General features: G+C 65.1%; 17 protein-coding genes. 9 read left to right on the top strand and 8 right to left on the bottom strand.

Annotated elements, in window-relative coordinates:
• Positions 1-267: 267 nt before the first annotated feature.
• The 5 genes from AC1RUR_RS34340 (at position 268) to AC1RUR_RS34320 (ending at position 5,019) form a co-directional block, all read left to right on the top strand.
• Entirely contained in the window at positions 268-1,290 is a 1,023-nt protein-coding gene (locus tag AC1RUR_RS34340; protein ID WP_492852357.1) for an aldo/keto reductase, read from the top strand.
• Positions 1,291-1,305: 15 nt separating this feature from the next.
• On the top strand, positions 1,306-2,619 hold the full coding sequence (locus AC1RUR_RS34335) for a tetratricopeptide repeat protein (RefSeq protein WP_492852355.1): 1,314 nt from the start codon (positions 1,306-1,308) through the stop codon (positions 2,617-2,619).
• A gap of 44 nt (positions 2,620-2,663) precedes the next feature.
• A complete protein-coding gene (locus AC1RUR_RS34330) occupies positions 2,664-3,482 on the top strand; it encodes a CoA transferase subunit A (RefSeq protein WP_492852353.1) in 819 nt (272 codons plus the stop codon).
• Positions 3,482-4,225 carry a CoA-transferase gene (locus AC1RUR_RS34325; RefSeq protein ID WP_492852351.1) on the top strand — a complete coding sequence of 248 codons (744 nt, stop codon included), beginning with the start codon at positions 3,482-3,484 and terminating at the stop codon, positions 4,223-4,225. The genes AC1RUR_RS34330 and AC1RUR_RS34325 overlap by 1 nt, the downstream gene beginning before the upstream one ends.
• 203 nt (positions 4,226-4,428) lie before the next feature.
• Positions 4,429-5,019: a hypothetical protein gene (locus AC1RUR_RS34320; RefSeq protein ID WP_492852349.1), complete on the top strand. Its 591-nt coding sequence runs from the start codon at positions 4,429-4,431 to the stop codon at positions 5,017-5,019.
• A gap of 9 nt (positions 5,020-5,028) precedes the next feature.
• Here the strand turns inward: AC1RUR_RS34320 and AC1RUR_RS34315 are convergent, their stop codons facing one another.
• The gene (locus AC1RUR_RS34315; protein ID WP_492852347.1) at positions 5,029-6,588 is read right to left on the bottom strand and encodes an oleate hydratase; all 1,560 of its coding nucleotides are present in this window, start codon (positions 6,586-6,588) and stop codon (positions 5,029-5,031) included.
• A 239-nt stretch (positions 6,589-6,827) separates the two neighbouring features.
• Positions 6,828-8,654: an AMP-dependent synthetase/ligase gene (locus AC1RUR_RS34310; protein ID WP_492852345.1), complete on the bottom strand. Its 1,827-nt coding sequence runs from the start codon at positions 8,652-8,654 to the stop codon at positions 6,828-6,830.
• 123 nt (positions 8,655-8,777) lie between these two features.
• Between AC1RUR_RS34310 and AC1RUR_RS34305 the strand changes: the two genes are divergently transcribed.
• The 3 genes from AC1RUR_RS34305 to AC1RUR_RS34295 all read left to right on the top strand — a co-directional run bounded on the left by AC1RUR_RS34305 (position 8,778) and on the right by AC1RUR_RS34295 (position 10,282).
• Positions 8,778-9,125, top strand: coding sequence for a DUF3088 domain-containing protein (locus tag AC1RUR_RS34305; RefSeq protein WP_492852343.1), 348 nt, complete (start codon positions 8,778-8,780; stop codon positions 9,123-9,125).
• Between the two features lie 114 nt (positions 9,126-9,239).
• Complete coding sequence (locus tag AC1RUR_RS34300) at positions 9,240-9,809, top strand: cysteine hydrolase family protein (protein ID WP_492852341.1); 570 nt, start codon at positions 9,240-9,242, stop codon at positions 9,807-9,809.
• 164 nt (positions 9,810-9,973) lie between these two features.
• A complete protein-coding gene (locus tag AC1RUR_RS34295) occupies positions 9,974-10,282 on the top strand; it encodes a hypothetical protein (protein ID WP_492852339.1) in 309 nt (102 codons plus the stop codon).
• Positions 10,283-10,331: 49 nt separating this feature from the next.
• Here AC1RUR_RS34295 and AC1RUR_RS34290 read toward each other — a convergent pair whose 3' ends face one another.
• From AC1RUR_RS34290 to AC1RUR_RS34280, 3 genes are read right to left on the bottom strand one after another with little or no spacing between them, the layout of a single operon-like run.
• Positions 10,332-11,603: a flavin monoamine oxidase family protein gene (locus AC1RUR_RS34290; protein ID WP_492852338.1), complete on the bottom strand. Its 1,272-nt coding sequence runs from the start codon at positions 11,601-11,603 to the stop codon at positions 10,332-10,334.
• Positions 11,604-11,612: 9 nt separating this feature from the next.
• Positions 11,613-12,323, bottom strand: coding sequence for a RibD family protein (locus AC1RUR_RS34285; RefSeq protein ID WP_492852336.1), 711 nt, complete (start codon positions 12,321-12,323; stop codon positions 11,613-11,615).
• A gap of 19 nt (positions 12,324-12,342) precedes the next feature.
• Positions 12,343-13,011 (bottom strand): FABP family protein, encoded by a 669-nt coding sequence (locus tag AC1RUR_RS34280; RefSeq protein ID WP_492852334.1) that lies wholly within the window; start codon positions 13,009-13,011, stop codon positions 12,343-12,345.
• Between the two features lie 567 nt (positions 13,012-13,578).
• On the opposite strand from AC1RUR_RS34280, the gene AC1RUR_RS34275 reads away from it, so the two are divergent.
• Positions 13,579-14,721 carry a helix-turn-helix transcriptional regulator gene (locus AC1RUR_RS34275; RefSeq protein ID WP_492852332.1) on the top strand — a complete coding sequence of 381 codons (1,143 nt, stop codon included), beginning with the start codon at positions 13,579-13,581 and terminating at the stop codon, positions 14,719-14,721.
• A 28-nt stretch (positions 14,722-14,749) separates the two neighbouring features.
• Here the strand turns inward: AC1RUR_RS34275 and AC1RUR_RS34270 are convergent, their stop codons facing one another.
• The 3 genes from AC1RUR_RS34270 to AC1RUR_RS34260 form a co-directional block, all read right to left on the bottom strand.
• Positions 14,750-16,069, bottom strand: coding sequence for an aminotransferase class V-fold PLP-dependent enzyme (locus tag AC1RUR_RS34270; RefSeq protein ID WP_492852330.1), 1,320 nt, complete (start codon positions 16,067-16,069; stop codon positions 14,750-14,752).
• Between the two features lie 337 nt (positions 16,070-16,406).
• On the bottom strand, positions 16,407-17,354 hold the full coding sequence (locus AC1RUR_RS34265) for a toll/interleukin-1 receptor domain-containing protein (RefSeq protein WP_492852328.1): 948 nt from the start codon (positions 17,352-17,354) through the stop codon (positions 16,407-16,409).
• 525 nt (positions 17,355-17,879) lie between these two features.
• Positions 17,880-18,155, bottom strand: a complete 276-nt coding sequence (locus AC1RUR_RS34260) for a hypothetical protein (RefSeq protein WP_492852326.1) — start codon at positions 18,153-18,155, stop codon at positions 17,880-17,882.
• Between the last annotated feature and the right edge of the window lie 269 nt (positions 18,156-18,424).

Raw genomic sequence — 18,424 nt, 5'->3', positions numbered from 1 at the left:
GGGCGACCTGTCCGCACACGGTTCTCCATCGCAACCTCCTTCGCTGGGTGTTGCGACGAGTGATTGAATCCGCCCTGGATCGCCCGATCAAGTCGGGCGATGAAAGTTGAGAGTGTCGCAAGCAGTTTTCCCGACCTCGTCATTGCGAGCGCAGCGAAGCAATCCAGATTCTCTCCGCGGACGCATCTCTGGATTGCTTCGCTGCGCTCGCAATGACGGAGCGAGATGGCTATGCTGCTCCCACAAGAAGCAGCAAGGAAACAGCCCATGCAATACCGCCAGCTCGGCCGCACTGGCCTCAAAGTCTCGCCGATCTGTCTGGGCACCATGATGTTCGGCGGACCGACCGATGAGGCCGCATCAAAGCGGATCATCGCGAAAGCGCTTGATGCCGGGATCAATTTCATCGACACCGCGGACGCCTATTCGAAGGGCGGCTCCGAAGAGGTCGTGGGCCGCGCCATCGGCAACAACCGCAGCGCCTGGGTGCTGGCGACCAAGCTCGCCAACCCCATGAACACCGGGATGGGCAACGATCCCAATCGCGGCGGGCTGTCGCGGCGCTGGGTGCTGCAGGCGGCGGACGAAAGCCTCAAGCGGCTCGGCACCGACCACATCGACATCTATTATCTGCATAAGGAAGACCATGCGACGCCGCTGGAGGAGACGGTCCGCGCGATGGGCGACCTGATCCGATCAGGCAAGGTGCGCTATTTCGGCGTCTCGAACTACCGCGCCTGGCGCGTCGCCGAGATCTGCAACATCTGCGATCGGCTCGGCATCGACCGCCCCGCGGTGAGCCAGCCCTATTACAACGCCATGAACCGCATGCCCGAGGTCGAGCACTTTCCGGCCTGCACCTATTACGGTCTCGGCATCGTGCCCTACAGCCCGCTGGCGCGCGGCGTGCTGACCGGCAAATATCGGCCCGATGCAGCTCCGGACAAGGAGACGCGCGCGGGGCGCAACGACACCCGCATGATGCAGACGGAATGGCGGCCGGAGTCGCTCCAGCTCGCGCAGGAGATCAAGAGCCACGCCGAGACGAAAGGCATCACCGCCGGCCAGTTCGCGGTCGCCTGGGTGCTGAACTCCGCCTTCGTGACCTCCATCATCGCCGGCCCCCGCACCGAGGAGCAGTGGAACGACTATATCCGCGCGCTCGACTATCGCTTCACCGCGGAGGACGAAGCCCTGATCGACCGCCTGGTGACGCCGGGCCATCCGTCGACACCGGGCTATAACGATCCGGCCTATCCGATCGAAGGCCGCCGCGCGCGGACGGCGTAAGGGCGGGAGACGACGATGGCGCATCAGGATCGCTACGGCCTGCCGCTCTCCACCACATCCGATGCCGCGGCATCCGCTTATCGCGAAGGCGTCGACCTCATGCTAGCGGGCTGGACCGGCACGGCGGAGACGCTGGAGCGCGCCATCGCGGCCGATCCGGATTTCGCGCTTCCCCGGATCGCCCGCGCCCGCGTCCATGCCTTCTATCAGCAAGGCGATCTCGCACGGCAAAAGGCGTCAGCGGCGCGCGAACTGGTCGCGAAACGCGGCACCGAGCGCGAACGCTCGCATGTCGAGATACTCGCGCTCGCGATCGAGGGCCGGCTGCCCGAGGCGATTGCGGCGATGCTGAAGCATGTCGAGGCATGGCCGCGCGATGCAATGGTGCTGTCGCTGCCGCTCGGCGCGTTCGGCCTGTTCGCCTTCTCCGGCATGGCCGATCACGACCGCGCCCGGCATGAGCTGTGCGAACGCGTCGCGCAGCATTACGGCGAGGACTGGTGGTTCCTCACCATGTACGGCTGGGCGATGACCGAGAATGGCGACGTCGCCGGCGGCCGCGGCGTCACCGAACGCGGCTTCAATCTGCGCCGGCAGAATGCCCATGCCGCGCACGCCGTGCTGCATGCGATGTTCGAGGACGGCTCGATCGAGGCGGCCGACCGCCTCGTCGACGAATGGATTCCGACCTACGACCGCGCCGGAATCCTGCACGGCCATATCCGCTGGCATCAGGCGCTCGGCGCGCTGGAGCATGGCGACCCCGCACGCGCACTGGCGATCTATGCCGACGTGCTCCAGCCCTCCGCCACGCAGGCGCCGCCGCTCAACGTCGTCACCGACGGCGCCTCGCTGCTCTGGCGCCTGTCGGCTTACGGCCACGCCGTGCCGAAGGCGCTGTGGCTCGATGCCGACGCCGCCGCGCAAAAACTGTTTCCGAAATCGAGCCTGCCGTTCGCCGACGTCCACATGGCGCTGTTCGCCGCCGCGACGCAAAACAGCGACGCGCTCGCCGCGCGCCTTGCCGTGATCGAGCAGCGGCTCGCCGAGGGCAAGCTGCCGGCCGGCCCCGTGGTGCCGGCAATCTGCCGCGCGCTGGCGGCCTTTGCGGACGAGAACTATGCGGCCTGCGTGCGGACGCTTGCGCCGGTTCTTGACGAGGTCGTGCGCATCGGCGGCAGCCACGCCCAGCGCGAGCTGATCGAGGACACCTTCATCGTCGCCCTGATGCGCGGCGGCGAGCTGCCGCGCGCCCGCAGCATGCTCGATGCCCGCCTGCATCGCCGTCCCTCCCTGCGCGATACGCGCTGGCAGGCGGCGATGGCTTGAGGCAGGATAAGGACAGGATAACAAAAACAAGACGGAGGACGCCCATGACCGAGATCGTTGCGCTGGAGGCGCTTGTCGCGCGCGTCACCTCGGGGCAATCGCTGGCCATTCCCGTCGACGGCTCCGGCGTCGCGATGGCCGCGACCGCGACGCTGCTCGAATCCGGTATCTGCGATCTCGAGCTGATCTGCGTGCCGATCTCGGGCCTCCAGGCCGATCTCCTGATCGGGGCCGGCGCCGTCGCCTCGCTCGAGACCAGCGCGGTGTCGCTCGGTGAAGCCGGCGCCGCGCCGCGCTTCACCGCGGGCGTCAAGAGCGGCGCGTTTGCGTTACGCGACTCCACCTGCCCTGCGATCTATGCCGGGCTCCTCGCCGCGCAAAAGGGCGTGCCGTTCATGCCGATCGCCGGCATCATCGGCAGCGACCTGCTCAAGGTGCGGCCGGACTGGCAGGTGATCGACAGTCCCGTCGGCGAAGCCCGTAAGGTGGTCGTGGTGCCCGCGATCTCACCCGATGTCGCGCTGTTTCACGCGCCCGAGGCCGACCGCGCCGGCAATGTCCGGATCGGCCGCCACCGCGAGCTCGCCGGCCTCGCCTATGCCGCAAAGCGCACGCTGGTCACCGTCGAGCGCATCGTCGATCGCAATTTGCTGGAGACGGAAGACTCCGCCGCCGGCGTGCTGCCCTCGCTCTATGTCGACGCCATCGCGGTCGCCGCGCGCGGCGCCTGGCCGCTGGCCCTGTGGGGCGAATATCCCGCGGACGAAGCCGAGATCGCGCGCTATGCGGCGATGGCGCGCAGCGAAGAAGGCTTTCGCGCCTATCTCTCGACCTTCCTGACGCAGCGCAAGCAGGTGGCCTGATGTCGTCGGAACGCGAACGGCGCGAAATCCTGATCGCTGCCATCGCCGACCTGCTGGACGGCATCCGTCACGTCGCGGTCGGCGCATCGTCGCCGATCCCCGCGGCGGGTGCGATGCTGCTGCGCGCACGCAACGAACTCTGTGGCAAGCCGCCGGTGCGCATCTCGATCCTGGGATCGCAGGCGCATAATTTCTTCACCAATGGCGGCATCGAGCTGTTCGACTGCGCCGCGCAAGGAAGGGTCGATGCCTTCTTCCTCGGCGGTGGCCAGATCGACGGCGAAGGCAACATCAATCTGGTCGGCACCGGCGATTATCCCACCAGCAGCGTGCGCTGGCCCGGCTCGTTCGGCTCGGCCTATCTCTACCATCTCATTCCGCGCGTGATCCTGTTTCGCGAGGAGCACACCCCGCGCGTGTTGGCGCCGAAGGTCGATTTCGTCAGCGCCCGGGCGATCACGCCGGAAGTCCCGCGCCGCGGCGGGCCGCATGCATTGCTGACCAACATGGCGTTGTTCGACTTCGACCGCGAGGCAGGCGGCTTCGCCTTGCGCTCGGTGCACCCGCCCTTTACGCCGGCCGACATCAGGAAGAATACCGGCTTCACCTATCAAGAACCGGAGGTCGTGCGGGAAACCGCGCGGCCCGATTCAGCAACCCTGGCACTGCTGCGCGGCCGGATTTTCGACGAGCTCGCCGAGACTTACCCGGCCTTTGCAAGGACGATGGCGCAGGCGGCGTGACCTCCGGGTCTGCCACGAAAAAAACACTGGCCTGACGGCAAGTGCCTGCCGGGACGGCTGGGCGATTTGTACGAATCGCCGATGGGGTGGCACGGATGGTATTCCAGTCAGGCTTGGCGACACAAACGGGATCGCAACCAATTTGCGGTTCGATGGTTATTGAACGGAACTTTTCCGCGGTCCCCTGGCATATGAGCCTCACGATGCGCCTCTGCCGACCGGCCCTCGCAGCAGCCTTCGCTGCCTCCATCGTGGCCTTGGCAAGTCCTTGTTTTGGCGACTCTTCCAGGCCGATTCTCGTCAACAATCCGCCCCCGCAGCAGAGCGCCTTCATCGATTTGCTGGCGCTGATGTCCGGCCACTGCAAGACGCTGAAGGTCGCCGGGCGCACGTTTGCCTGCAAGACGGTCGCCTACGCCCATGGTGACAAGGGCCGGGTCAATTTCGCGGTCGCCGTCGACGACCCCGCCGATCGGGACCACGTCGTGTCGTTCTCTGGCGAGAATGGCAAGCGCGCCGACGATAATTCCTACGAATTGCCGATCGACCGCATGCTGCTCAATTCCAAGGACCGGCCCAGGGTCGACGGCCTGCCGGTCCCGGCGGAGCAGACCTCCACCGGCGTCTGCCGCCAGACCGGCAATTTCGCTGCCAAGAAGGTCACGGACGTCACCTGCTCCGCGACCGACAGCGAGGGCCGGAAGTACGAGCTCCTGTTCGTCTCCGACGGCACGCCGGTGAGCGTGCGCCGCATCAGGCAATCGTCCCCGTCGATCCAGGATCCGTTCAAGTAGCAGCGCCCGTCACGCGAACGCCTTCTCCAGCGTCGCGAAGATCACGGCCAGCGACTTGTCGTGCCGCGTCACCGGCGGCACCGGACGATCGATCTTCATCAGCTGATAGACCGCCATCTGCGCCGCCCGCACCGAGTATTCGACGGTGAACACGACGTCGTCGGGGATTTCGACGAACTGGCTGACGAAGGCGAGGTTGACCGAATTCTTCGGCACCGGCAGCGGCCGGTCGGCCAGATTGCGCGGCATGAACATGCTGGTGATGTAGGGCATGCGGCAGGGAATGCAGGTCGCAGTCTCGAACACGTCGCGATCGAAATTCAGATGCCCGCACAGCTCGTTCAGGATCTCCGCACCCCCGCACTCGGACATTGGCCTCCCGACGAAATTGCCGACGCGGTCCGGATGCAGCGCATAGCCCCAGAACACCCGCACGTCCTTCGGCTGGCCGACAAAATGCGGCTGGTGGTACAGCACGACCGACATCAGCCAGTTGGAATCCCTGAACGTGACGAGGCCGCCGGTGCCGGCCCTGTTGCCGGAGAACGCTTCCATCTTGTCGAAAAAGCGCGGGTCGCGGCAGGTCGCGGTGAACGATAGCCAGTAGGACTCGGGAATCGAGCTGTTGAACGCGGACGGATTGCCGAATTCGGGACGCCCCTTGGCGATGCTCTCCCACAGCGCCCAGCCCTGGCTGTCGGCCTTGGTCAGGTGCGGCGGCGGCTCGGTCATGGAGCCCAGGCTCGTGGCGTCGGTCATCGAGCCGTTCTGGAAGAACACGAGGTCGCCATCCTCGAGGCGGACATTGGCGGTGCGGCCGTCGCGGTCGAGCACGAGCTGGCGCACGCGTACGCGTCCGTCCTCGTCTTCGAGCGTCATGTCGATGACGCCGGTGCCGCGCACGAACTGCACGCCCTGCCGCTTCAGCCAGTCGGCAAGCGGCCGCACGATTGCGTCATACTGATTGTAGACGGTGCGCTTGACGCCGGCGAGAGTCTCGATGCGCGGGAACTCGTTCATGAAGCGGTGCAGATAGCGCTTCAGCTCGACCGCGCTGTGCCAGGGCTGGAACGCGAAAGTGGTCTGCCACATGTACCAGAAATTGGACTCGAAGAACTTTGGCGACAGCCAGTCGGTGATGCGGCTGTTGCCGAGCGTCTCCTCCGAGGCCTCGGTGAGCCGCAGCAGTTCGAGCCGATCGCGCGCGGAGAAGCCCATATGCGAGACATCGATCTTGAAGCGGTTGCGATCGACCAGCCGCGCCTGGGAATGCGCCGGATTCTCCAGGTTGAACGCAACGGTCTCCTCGCGCACGCTCAGGCCCGGACGTTCCAGCGAAGGGATGCTCGACAGCAAATCCCAGGTGCACTCGTAGTGGTCGGTGGTGAGCATGCGCCCGCCACGCAGCGAATAGGCGCCGTTTGCGAGCAGCGCGCCGTCGAGGCTGCCGCCGAGCAGCGGCTGCGCCTCGTAGATCACGATGTCACGACCCGGCAGCTGCGCGTCACGAACCAGGAACGCCGCACCCGCGAGCGATCCGATGCCACCACCGATGAAATACGCCTTCATGACCTGCCTCGATTGCAATTCGAATTATCGCGGCGAGATTGCATGGGGCCCCGCGGCCGAAATTGCGCTGGATCAAGCGCGATGGACACGGCGTTCAAGAGGACGTGAGTGAGCTTTTTGGAGCATTGAAGCCTCCGCGTCGTCATGGCCGGGCTTGTCCCGGCCATCCACGCCTTGCGACACAAAGAACGTGGATGCCCGGGACAAGCCCGGGCATGACGACCTCTTGTGAGGCAAGATCACCTCGAAACTATTGCCGCCGGCTTCTTCGCGTAGATCTGCGCGATCTCGGCGGCGAAGCGATGCTCGAGCGCCGGGCGCTTGTTCTTCAACGTCGGCGTGAGCAGGCCGCCAGCAATGGTCCAGGGGTCCAGCGTCCACCACACCGCGCGCGGCGTCGCGTAGGACGGATAGGCCTTCACCGCCGCCGCGATTCTGGCAAGCAGCGCGGCCCGCTCCGCCGCGCCGCCTTGCTTGCCGCTCGCCGCTAACCTTTCCTTCTCCTGCACCCAGGCCTTTGCGTTGAGCACGACCAGCGCGGTGAGGAACGGGCGCTGCTCGCCGACCACCAGCGCCTGCTCGAACAGGGGATCGGCGAGGATCGCGGTCTCGAGGTCCACCGGCGCGATCTTCTCGCCGGTCGACGTGACCAGGATATCCTTGATGCGGCCGGTGATGGTGATGCGGCCGTTCTCGATGCGGGCCTGGTCGCCGGTGTGCAGCCAGCCATCGGCCTCCTTCACGCGGCGCGTCTCCTCTGGTTTGTGCCAGTAGCCGAGCATCACGCTGGGCCCGCGCACCAGCAGTTCGTCGTTATCGCCCAACCTGACCTCGACGCCATCGAGCACGTGGCCGACCGAGCGCGGATCATTGTCCTCGGGGGTATTCACCGAAACCACCGGCGAGGTCTCGGTCATGCCGTAGCCCTGGAGGATGTCGAGCCCGAGCGCGAGAAACAGGCGAATGACGGGCTCGGCGATCGGCGCGCCGCCGGAGACCGCGACGCGCAACCGGCCGCCGAGCTGCGCCAGCACCTTGTCGGCGACGAGCCGCTTCAACGGCGGCCAGGCCAACCGGTCGAACAGCGACAGCGCGCCGCGTCCCTGCCGCGCATCGAAATGCCGGCCGCCGACGGCAATCGCGAGATCGAGCAGCACCCGCTCGATGCTTCCGGCCGATGCGCGATGTTGCATCATCATCGCATGGACGCGCTCATAGATCCGCGGCACCGAAATCAGCACCGTCGGCCGCACATGCTTGAGGTCGTCCCCGAGTTGCGGCACCGAGCGCGCATAGGCGACGCAGGCCCCCGCCGCGATCGGATAGTAATAGCCGCCGGTGCGCTCGAAAGTGTGCGACAGCGGCAGAAAAGACAGGAAGAGGTCGTCGGGCGATGCCGCGATACGATGCGCGATCGCCTTCACATTGGCGACGACATTGTCATGCGACAGCATCACGCCCTTCGGCCGCCCGGTCGTGCCCGAGGTGTAGACGATCGCGGCGAGATCGTCCGGCTCCACCGCGACGTCGGGCAATGGCGCGGTCGCACCGGGTGCGGACGCAAGCCATTCGTCGAGCGCGACGATGCGCGCATCGGCCGGCACCGGCCGGGTGATGTCGGCACAGACGATCCGCTTGAGCGCATCGAGCGGCTGGCCGGTGGCCATGATCGCCTGCCAGCGCTCCAGCGTATCGACGAGCAGCAGCTGCGCGCCGGAATCGGCGAGGATGTAGGCGATGCTATCGGGGTTGTCGATCGCATGCATCGGCACCGGCACGAGACCGCGCGATAGCGCCGCCTGATCCATCGCGATATGCGCAATGCCGTTCGGCATCAGAATGGCGACGCGTTCGCCGGGCGAAAATTCCTCCGCGGCCAGCGCCCGCCGCCACAGCTCGAATTCCGCGTCGATCTCGTACCAGGACTGGCTGACCCAGCGTCCGGCAGTCGCGTCGAAATGGCGGTAGGCTTCCGCCGCCGGCGTCGCCTTGACGCGCCAACGCAACAGCTCCGGCAATGTCTTCACGTCGGCGAGTGACTGCAGTTGACTGATCGGCCCTGGCATGGCGTCCTTTCCTGACCGTCGATTCCCATGAATCTGGGGGCTCGACGCTAGGCCGGCCAGTCCTTGCCGCCTTGATCCTCAGCAAGGCGGCCATGCTTCGGACGACCCATTTCGGAGCGACCCATGACGCGCGACCTGCTGTTCCTGCTGCGCCCTGGCTTCGAGGACCCAGCCTATCCGGGCCGGCGCTTCTATTGCTGGCATTGCGTGCTGATGGAGGGCCTGCTCGCCTCGTTTCCACAGCATGCTGGAAAGCTCGACGTCGAGCGCATCGCGTGGCCGCTGCCGCGTCAAGCCGTGATCGCGCTGGTCGGGGAGGAAAACCAGTCGCTGCCGCTGCTTGTCCTCGCCGACGGCGCGACATCGCGGCACCAGACCGGCAGCCACCGCGGCCGCGCCTTCATCGCCGACAAGGACGCGATCCTCGCCGCGCTGTCCGAGCGCCATGGCTTTCCCGATCCGCATCCGTGAGGAATGTCCTGTAGCCCGGATCCGCAATGACGTCGCGAAACGAGGGAAGATTGGCATTGCGCTTCCCTGATCGGCTCGCATATTCGGCCCAACAAGCTGTCCGAAAGGTCCATCATGCCAGGCCCTCTCCCCGCCCTCATCGTCGTCGACGTCCAGCGCGCGTTCGACGAATGGGAGGCGGCGGGCAAGCGGCGCAACAATCCGGATGCGGTGGCACGCATCGCCGATCTGCTCGCGGCGTTCAGGGCAAGCGGTGCACCGATCTTCCACATCCGCCACGAGGGCACGAAGCCGAATTCGTCGTTTCTGCCATCGCGCTCCGGCTATGCGGTCAAGGACGAGGCGCGCGAAGCGCCCGGCGAGGTGGTGATCGTCAAGCGCGTCAACAGCGCCTTCATCGGCACCGACCTCGAGACGCGCCTGCGCGCAAGCGGCATCACCACGCTCGTCATTTGCGGCGCCACCACCAACCATTGCGTGGAGACGACGACGCGGATGGCCGGCAATCTGGGCTTCGATGCGCAGCTGGTACGCGACGCGACCTGGACGTTCGACCGGATCGGCCCCGATGGCGAGGCGCATTCCGCCGAGGAGATCCATGCGATGACGCTGTCGAATCTCAACGGCGAGTTCGCACGCATCGTCACCACGGATGAGGTGGTCGCATCATTCGCGGCGAAGTGATGGCAACAGTGCGATCAACGCCCGTAATGCGACAATAAATCTCACGACACGCGATCATCCGCGCTGAAGCGGACAGCGAGCGCTGCGTCGTTTCGACGCCCGCACTGGCCGGAACGCAGCGAGCGCCCATGTGTTGTCACACGACATTCAACTGGAGTGATGACATGAAGTATCTCTTTGTCGCGATGGCCATCGGTGCTGCGGCGCTGGCCGGCGGATCGGCGGCGAACGCGGCCAACGGCAAAAGCGCGAAGCAGAACGCGCCGACCGACATCAGCGCGCAGCACCGCCACCATCATCATGGCCACCGCCATCATCACTGGCGCCCTCACCACCATGGCCATTATCGCCCGCACTATTATCGCAGCTACGGCTATTACCCGCGGCACCACGGCTATTATGGCGGCGGACCGTACGGCTATTACGGCGGCGGTCCCAGCGTGAGCTTCGGCTTCGGCGGCAATCGCTGGTAAACAGGCTGGCACGGATGAACGAAAGGCCCGCGAACGCGCGGGCCTTTTTTCATCGGCGCAGGATCATTCCGGCCGTCTCCAGCCCGCTCGCCAGCGCCGCCTCGACCGTCCCCATGTCGCGGCCGCGATAGAGCGCTTCTCCGGAGAACAGCACCGCTCCTTCGGCGCGCGCGAGCATCGTTTGCGCATCGCGCGTCCGCGGCGTGGCCCAGGAATAGGCGCCGCGAGCAAAGGGATCGTGCCCCCAATTGATCGCCGCGGTTGCCACGAGGTCGCGCGCGATGTCCTCGCGCGGCAGGCCGAAGATGGTGGCGAGCGAACCGAGCCCGGCCTCGATCAGGGCTTGCGGATCGAGGCCTTGCAGCTCCGCCGTCCGCGGGCCGCCGAACCAGCCGGTGAGCACGGGATGCTGCTCCGGATAGCGCGTCCACCACACCGGGATCGTCTGGTCCGACAGCAGGAACGTCATGCCCGCAAGATCCGGCTCTCGCTCGTGCCACCACGGCCGCGCGAAGCGCAGCAGGATCTTGATCACGCTGCCGAAGCCGATGTCGTCGGCCGCCGCGGCCTTCGCGCGCGCGGCCGCGGGCAGAGCGATGTCCCGCAACAACGGCAGCGGAACGGTGACGATCACGCGATCGCAGCCGTGCACGTCGTCATTGGCGCAGCGAACGACGACTGCGTTGCCCTGTTCCGCGATGGCCGAGACCACGCAGCCAAAGTGGATCGCGGTCCCATGCCTGCGGCACTCGGCCGCCAGAAAGTCGATCAGCGCACCATAGCCGCCATCGATGCGCGCCGGCCTGTGGAGGCCGCCATCCATCCATTCCTCGCGCAGCGCCAGCGTGGAGGCGCGCTCGGGATCGGCGGCATCGTAGCCCTCGACCATCCGCTCGATCGAATAGCGCAGCCGGTCGTATTCGGGTCCGGCAAAATGACGGCGCAGGAAATCGGCGACGGTGAGGTCGTCCTTCAAGTCCCCGAGCACGGCATGCAGCTGCGCCTCGTGCGGATCGTGACGGTCCTCGCGTGAGAGTTTTGCGCCGTCGAAGCTCCACTGCGCGCCTTCGATCCCCTGAACGGACAACCCCGCCTCGCGCAACAGGGAGTGCGTCACCGGGGCCTCGCCATGAATGAATTCGGCACCGCCGTCGGCGGGGTAGCCGAACTCTGCCGCCGGCAGCGGATGGATGCGCCCGCCGCAGCGCTCGCGCGCTTCCAGGATCGTCACCCTCTTGCCGGCGCGCGCCAGTTCACGCGCCGCCATCAGGCCGGCCGCGCCGGCGCCGACGATCACGATGTGCTCTGGCGTATCCGACATGCCGGCGCGTTACCTGCCCAGGCCTTGCGGATCGTTCGTGATCAGATACCGCAGCAGCAGGACACCGCCGCCGAGATCCCGTGTGCTCTCCAGCGTCATCGCAGCGAGCGGCGCGCGTTGGTCGCTGTCGGCGTCCGTCGAGTCGAACACGAAGGGCGCGCCCCTTGCGCCATCGATCGCGGGGCTGAGGATCAGGTTGAACTCGTCGATGAGCCCGGCGCGCAGGAACGCGCCGTTGGCGACGCCGCCGCCCTCCACCAGCAGCCGCTTCACGCCAAGCTCGCGGTTGAGGATGTCCAGCGCCAGCGCGAGGTCGATCTCCGACTTGCCGGCAAAGATGTAGGACACGCCCTCGCCGCGCAGGCCTGCGAGGTGCGAATCCGTCACACTCTCGGTCAGCACCACCAGAATCGGATCGCCGCCGATGTCGGAGCGGCCCCAGCCGATCTTGCCCTGCGCGTCGAGCACGACGCCATAGGTCTTCGCATCCCGCCGAGCGAACCAGTTTTCGCGCGGAAGCTTCTCGCCCGACGTCGCGGGATACGGCTTGCCCTTGGCAAACTCCGAGCCGGTGACGCGGCCGATCACCCAGGCATCGCCACCGAGCTCGTCGTGGATCTTCTCGAACCAGTCCGTGCCCGCGCCCTTGGGACGCCAGCGGCTCGGATGCGTGCGGCCATCCAGGCTGGAATGCATCAGACAGATGACGTAGGGCTTCATGCAAATCTCCGGACTGCGCTCAAGCCGCCGTTCCGCTGCCGCCGCTCCTGGCGCGATCATTGACGATCACCGCGAGCGGATTGAGCTTCGGCGGCGCGACCAGCTTGAGCGTGTTGGTGTCGTGATGATTGAACGGCGCACCGCGCACGAACAACTCGGTCTGGATCAGATAGGTCCAGCTGCCGTCGTCGTTGAAGGTGATGTCGCAGCGGTAGGCGTCGGTGCGGAAGGCCCGTTCCAGGAAGTCGGTCGAGCAGATCCCGTAGGCGGTGTCACCCCGCTTCGCCGTGACGGACATTTTCCTGTCGTCAGGCCCGGCCTTGCCCGAGGCGAGCAGCACCTGCCCGCGCGGGATCGCCAGCGTCTGCATGATCAGCCCGGTCGCGGGCTCCCACAGCCAGTAGCCGACCTGGTCGTGGAAGGTGATGTCTTCCTCCGGCGTGTTGATGTGGATGTGGTAGCGCAGCCCATAGAGAAGCTGCGGCCCGTTGGCCTGCGGATCGATCGGGTCCATGCGGATATGCTCGATGAAGGTCCGCCGCTCCGGTCCGTCCGCCTTCGGGTTGATGTCGATCCCCTTGTCCGCCTGCCACGTGCCGGCGAGACGACGGAGCGGGCCGAGATTGGCGAGACCGTCGGGCGAGACGTCCTCGGGTTCGGTGAATATGTCGGCGGGAAGGGGGAGCATGGGGACCTCGCGTCATTGCGGAGGCAGCAATAGCACGGAGGCAGGAAGCTGGCGCGTGCCTGAGCCTCACAATCGCGAATGGGGACCGGCGCCACGCGCACAATCGGTGGCACGCCAGCCACAATCGCAAACGACGACCGGAAATATCCGCGCGCACATGCGCACCAATTTCCGGGTGTACCGTGGCCAAACTGCCACTCCCGGGGCTTTTGCTGCACGCCATCGATCGTTCTTGGTTGCCACTGTTTTACCGAGCCAGATATCGTTGCGCCCCACAAACATTTCGATCCCTGAGGGCCGGACGCGCAAGGCCGTGCACCGGCGAAAGCTTAGATCGCGCGGCCGCGAAGCGCGCGCAGGTCCCGCCTCCTGCAAAAAAGCATGACAGCCGCCCAAGATGCTTCCCAAGCATTTGTGTACGGCGTTCCCGTTGCGCGGCGGAATCGCGATGATAAGACCTTGGCTCGGTTGAGAGTGCACCCGGGCCGTGGCACCGTTATCGGCGGATGACGCCGTCCAACCGCCGGTTCCAGGTGACGTCAGTGATTTTCGAGTGAGTGGTTTGGAATGCAGCAGGCTTCGGTCGAGAAATTCTCGGACCTCATCGGTGGAATCTATGATTGTGTCATCGCGCCTGAGCGCTGGACCGCGGTTCTGGACGGGATCTGCGCCGAGTTCGGCTTTGCCACCGGCGCGCTCTCGGTCGCCAGCCTCACCAACATGAAGGCCGTCGTCAATGCGGTCTCCGGGTCCGACCTGACCCAGATGTCTCAGAACGCAATCGGATATGGCGCTGACATCATCGAGCTCTGGGGCGGCGCCGAGCGCATTGCGCAATACCCGCTGGGAGAGCCGATCGTTCAATCCCAGGCCGTCCGGCAGGACATTATTTCCAGCAATCGCTATTATCGCGAATGGGCCCTGCCCAAGGGCCTGTTCGATGCCGTTGCCGTCGGCCTCGTGCGCGACAAGGCGATGGTCGGCAACGCGATCTTCAGTCAGCACCAGTCCGCCGGCCCCATCGACGATGCGCAGGTCGGCGGATTGCGCTTGCTCGCGCCTCACATCCGCCGCGCCGTGACGATCAGCAATCTGTTCGACATGAAGGCGGTGGAAGCCGCGACGTTCGCCGCGACCGTGGAGGCCCTGACGGCCGGCGTCGTGCTGGCGGACGAGGATGCCAAGATCGTTCACACCAATGCCGCCGCCGAGGCGATGCTGGCGGCCGGAGATCCCATTGTGGCCCGACATGGCCGGATCGCCGTTCAATCCGCGGCGACCACCACCACGTTGCAATCGGCCGTCGTACAGGCGGCGAAGGACGAGGCGACGCTCGGCCAGAAAGGCATCGGCATCCCGATCCCCCGCCCGAGCGGCGATCCCTTTGTCATCCACGTTCTGCCGCTGCGGCGCAGCCACATGCGGTCCGGCCTGATCCAGCGCGCCGCCGCCGCCCTGTTCGTGGCATCAGCCTCCGGGCCGCCGCAATTGCCTCACGATGCGCTCGACCAGCTCTACGATCTGACGCCCGCCGAGATTCGCATCTTCGAGCTCATCTGCGAGGGACAGACGCGGGCCTCGATCTCGGAATTGCTCGGCATCTCGCTCAGCACCGTCAAGAGCCACCTCATTCATGTCTTCGAAAAGACCGGCTGCCGGCGCCAGGTCGACCTGGTCCGGCTCGCGAAGTCGCTGACGTTTCCGGTGTGAGCGAGCCTCTCTCCCGCTGCGCGCTGCTTCAGCCCGCCTTCGTCCCCGTGATCACGGCAAGCGCCTCCACGAGCCGGTCGAGATCGGCCTCATCCGTGTACAGCGCCGGCGTCACGCGAATGCACTGGCCCCTGGCGACGCCCGCGCGGCGAACCGTCAGGACCTTGTAGGTGTCCCTGAGCTTCGCCACGGTGGCGTCGTTGTCGGCCTTGCTGGTCTTGCCGGCGAGGCGGAACGACGTGATCGCGCCATACAGGCCGGCCTCATCCGGCGTCAGGATCTCGAGGTCCTTGAAGCCTCTGCTACGACTGACCCAATAGTCGCGCAAATAGCGCAGGCGGGCCTGTTTCGCCGCAGCACCGATCTGCTGATGCAGTTCGACGGCCGCGGGCACCGTCAGCACCGTCGCGAAATTGACCGTGCCGGTGTGGACCCGCGAGCGGATGTCGGTCTCCGCAAAATCCTCGTCACCGAGGTCACGGTCGATGTCGGCGAGGCGGTCCTTCCTGATGTAGAGGAAGCCGACGCCGACCGGCGCGCCGATCCATTTGTGCAAATTGAAGCCGATGAAATCGACCTCGAGCTCACCCAGCCTGAAGTCCATCTGCCCCCAGGAATGAGCGGCGTCGAGGATGACGTCGATGCCCTTCGCCTTCGCCATGCGGGCGATCTCGGTAACAGGCATGACGAGGCCGGTGCGGTGGCTGACATGGGTGAGGAGGAGAAGCCTGGTCTTCGGATTGGCCTCCAGCGCGCGGGCATAGGCATCTAACACCGCCTCGCGGGTGGCCGGCTCCGGCACGTCGAACTTGACCACGTCGACGCCGCGGCGCGCCTTGAGGGCGTTCATCGCATATTGCATCGAATCGTAATCGAGGTCGGCGTAGAGCACGCTGTCGCCGGGCTTCAGCCTGTTGTAGCCGCTGATGAGCAATTGCAGCGCTTCGGTCGCGCCGCGGGTGAGCGCGATTTCCTGCGGCGCAGCTCCAAGCGCCTCCGCCACCTTGGCCCGCACCGCCTCGAAATCCCCACCCGCGCGCTGCCGCGCATAATAGGTGTTCTGATAATTGATCATGTCGGACAGGCGAATGAACTCGCGCCTGACAGGCTCGGCCATGATGCCCCAGAAGCCGTTCTCCAGATTGACGACATCTGGGGTCACCGCATAGAGCCCCTTCACGGCGTTCCAATAGGCCTTGTCGGTGGCGATGGCGGCCACAGGTCCGGTCGGCTGCGCCGGCAGGCCCTCGGCGGCAAAAGCCGGCGCCGCCAGCGGCGCGACGGCTGCGGCCGCAAGGCCCTTCAGGATCGACCGGCGGTCGGAAGAAATCGTCTTGATCAGATGCATATCCACCCTCTGCGATGCGCGGCGAAAGGAGCAACGATCAATGGAACGCCGATGACGGGGGGATGACAGTCTGATGATGCGGGGGCGGTGTCCGGGGAGGGAATGCGATCTGGTTGGTCGCGCACGCCGTTTTTTGTCAGAGGGAGCAAAGCCGCACGGCCGCGAACCGTCCAGACCCGCATTACGGTGCAGTCACGGTAATTTCAGATTGCGGTGGGCTCGTCGTGCGCCGCGATGACGAGAAGTAAGCGATCGCATCGGTCGATCGGCAAACGACGGTCGATTCGGTTGCCCCACTGACGCGACCAACACTGAATTCGTGCGGTGATAACATCGATCAATTTCCTTGCAATCGCTCGATCAACAGCGACCAGTAGTACTCAGCGGCCCCTTCCTGAGACAGATTACTGACTAAGCCCCGCGGCATTCCCAGGCCTCTTAGATAAAGATCGTGCTCATCGTTCCGAACCGTCAGCGCTTCGTTCATCGTATTGCTCTCCGTGCTTTCGGACGCAAGATATGCAATACCATCGGAGCCGATGCCACCGATGAACACTGTGCAACGGGAAACCGCTCGACCGTTCTTATAGACAGCCGCCGTAAATCGGTTTGCGTCGATCCGACGGAAACTCGTTTCGAGCCCGGGATTGCGTCCCTCCAGTTCCCGCAGCGAGTTCTCGAAGAATTTCGCCATGTAATCGAAACTCTCATGTTTGAACCGATCACGGTCGCGATCAGTGAATTCTTTGGCGATCCGTAGATTGCTGGATCGCGGCATAGACGCCTTGTTCGCCTGCGAAGTCGCCGGCGCAGGGCTCGGCGCTGGACCGCGAGGTGAGGATACAGGCTTGAGGCGATTTGCGGCTGCGCGGACAGCCTTCGCAACCTCCAGCAAGCCTTGATCTCGGTCGGGATATTGTGTGATAGGCCTGCCGTCCGGCGGCGCGGCATTAAGCTTCCCAAAGGGAGCGCCGCGCCAATCGCAGGCGCGAAGGATGACCGGGATGACGATCGCTTCTCCGGCCTCGTGACGTTCCATCGCCCGTTTCATCTCGATGTCATAGCAATAGTCGGAATTTATGAAGTCCGAGCTGACGAGAAGCAGGATGATGTCATCGGTCTCGATGTGCCGGTCGATCTCCGCGGCGAAGTCTTGCCCGGCACCGATGCGGCGATCGTGCCAAACCTCGATAACGCCTTGGCGTCTGAGTAGCGAAAGCTGCTTCTCAAGCTGATCGCGCAAGACCTCATCGGCATGAGAGTAGGAGAAGAATACGCTTGCCAAATGAGCCTCCGCGAGCCGCGAATCCGTTCGTCTGCAGCTAATATCGGACGTTTCGAGGCGATTGGAAGTCCGACACCCAACGAATGGGCGTGGCCCGAGCCTCATGCGGCTTTGGCAGAGGATGATCTAGTCCCTCGATACCGATGCGGCGGCAATTTCGTGACGGGCACCCCGCCATAGACGAACTCAGCGTCGATAGGCAGCGCACCCGAATTGGAATAGCGGCAACGGACGGGACCGCTCCAACGTCAAGCCGCACCAGATTGTGCGGGTGTCGGAATAGATGCGCCGATACTCTGCGGGCGAGAGCAATGGTGCCCCCGGTCGATCATATCTATTCACCTAAGTCATTGACGCTACATCGAATTTTTAAGGAAAAAGTTAAGGGACGGGATGACCTCCCCGATGTGTAGACAGAGCACGGGGGATTAAGGTTGCGATAAAAGTGCCAATCTGGCTGAACGCAAGAATGGGCGGCGCGAATGCCGCCCATTGCTTCAACGGGGATTAGCGGCTTATCCCGAGTCACGGCCAGATGATCGGCATGAACTTCAGGTCTCTTTGGACCAGCTCCGCCTGCAATCGCTGCGCCCGTTCCTTGGCCGCGTTGCCGACCAGCCGATATCTGTGGCCCATCGCCCGATCGGCTTCGACCTGATGGCGAATACCCTCATACAGCCGGAGCACGCTCTGATCGCTCAGATGCTCAAAGCTCTTGCCTTGGGGAAGCTGAGCGGACTGCGACGCATTGCTCGCCCGGATATCCGAAAGCGGCCCGTCAATTGATTTCTTCTGGTCCATGACACCCTGATGGATTGCGCACGGCAACACGGGCCCCCGCCCCGAGTTCCTGGCGACAGCGCTAGCGTGCCACCTGGCCATGGGTCTTGTCCGTACAGTATTGACCACAGGCGCCGCGGGGAGGTCCGGCAGGGCGCGATACGCGCTTCGCGACCCCAAGAGATGAGCCCAAGAGATGACCTCAAGAGATGACCTCAAGAGATGGAGCAGCCATGCCCGCATGGGGATCGGACGGATCGCTCAGGCTTCAAGAGCCCCAACGAAGGCTT

Source organism: Bradyrhizobium sp. GW821-FHT12B03 (assembly GCF_058807535.1).
This window is presented reverse-complemented; position numbering and strand designations above follow the sequence as displayed.

Bases quoted from the DNA above. Each gene is read 5' to 3' on its own strand.
- AC1RUR_RS34340 (WP_492852357.1), top strand. From the start codon at position 268: ATGCAATACCGCCAGCTCGGCCGCACTGGCCTCAAAGTCTCGCCGATC.
- AC1RUR_RS34335 (WP_492852355.1), top strand. From the start codon at position 1,306: ATGGCGCATCAGGATCGCTACGGCCTGCCGCTCTCCACCACATCCGAT.
- AC1RUR_RS34330 (WP_492852353.1), top strand. From the start codon at position 2,664: ATGACCGAGATCGTTGCGCTGGAGGCGCTTGTCGCGCGCGTCACCTCG.
- AC1RUR_RS34325 (WP_492852351.1), top strand. From the start codon at position 3,482: ATGTCGTCGGAACGCGAACGGCGCGAAATCCTGATCGCTGCCATCGCC.
- AC1RUR_RS34320 (WP_492852349.1), top strand. From the start codon at position 4,429: ATGCGCCTCTGCCGACCGGCCCTCGCAGCAGCCTTCGCTGCCTCCATC.
- AC1RUR_RS34315 (WP_492852347.1), bottom strand. From the start codon at position 6,588: ATGAAGGCGTATTTCATCGGTGGTGGCATCGGATCGCTCGCGGGTGCG.
- AC1RUR_RS34310 (WP_492852345.1), bottom strand. From the start codon at position 8,654: ATGCCAGGGCCGATCAGTCAACTGCAGTCACTCGCCGACGTGAAGACA.
- AC1RUR_RS34305 (WP_492852343.1), top strand. From the start codon at position 8,778: ATGACGCGCGACCTGCTGTTCCTGCTGCGCCCTGGCTTCGAGGACCCA.
- AC1RUR_RS34300 (WP_492852341.1), top strand. From the start codon at position 9,240: ATGCCAGGCCCTCTCCCCGCCCTCATCGTCGTCGACGTCCAGCGCGCG.
- AC1RUR_RS34295 (WP_492852339.1), top strand. From the start codon at position 9,974: ATGAAGTATCTCTTTGTCGCGATGGCCATCGGTGCTGCGGCGCTGGCC.
- AC1RUR_RS34290 (WP_492852338.1), bottom strand. From the start codon at position 11,603: ATGTCGGATACGCCAGAGCACATCGTGATCGTCGGCGCCGGCGCGGCC.
- AC1RUR_RS34285 (WP_492852336.1), bottom strand. From the start codon at position 12,323: ATGAAGCCCTACGTCATCTGTCTGATGCATTCCAGCCTGGATGGCCGC.
- AC1RUR_RS34280 (WP_492852334.1), bottom strand. From the start codon at position 13,011: ATGCTCCCCCTTCCCGCCGACATATTCACCGAACCCGAGGACGTCTCG.
- AC1RUR_RS34275 (WP_492852332.1), top strand. From the start codon at position 13,579: ATGCAGCAGGCTTCGGTCGAGAAATTCTCGGACCTCATCGGTGGAATC.
- AC1RUR_RS34270 (WP_492852330.1), bottom strand. From the start codon at position 16,069: ATGCATCTGATCAAGACGATTTCTTCCGACCGCCGGTCGATCCTGAAG.
- AC1RUR_RS34260 (WP_492852326.1), bottom strand. From the start codon at position 18,155: ATGGACCAGAAGAAATCAATTGACGGGCCGCTTTCGGATATCCGGGCG.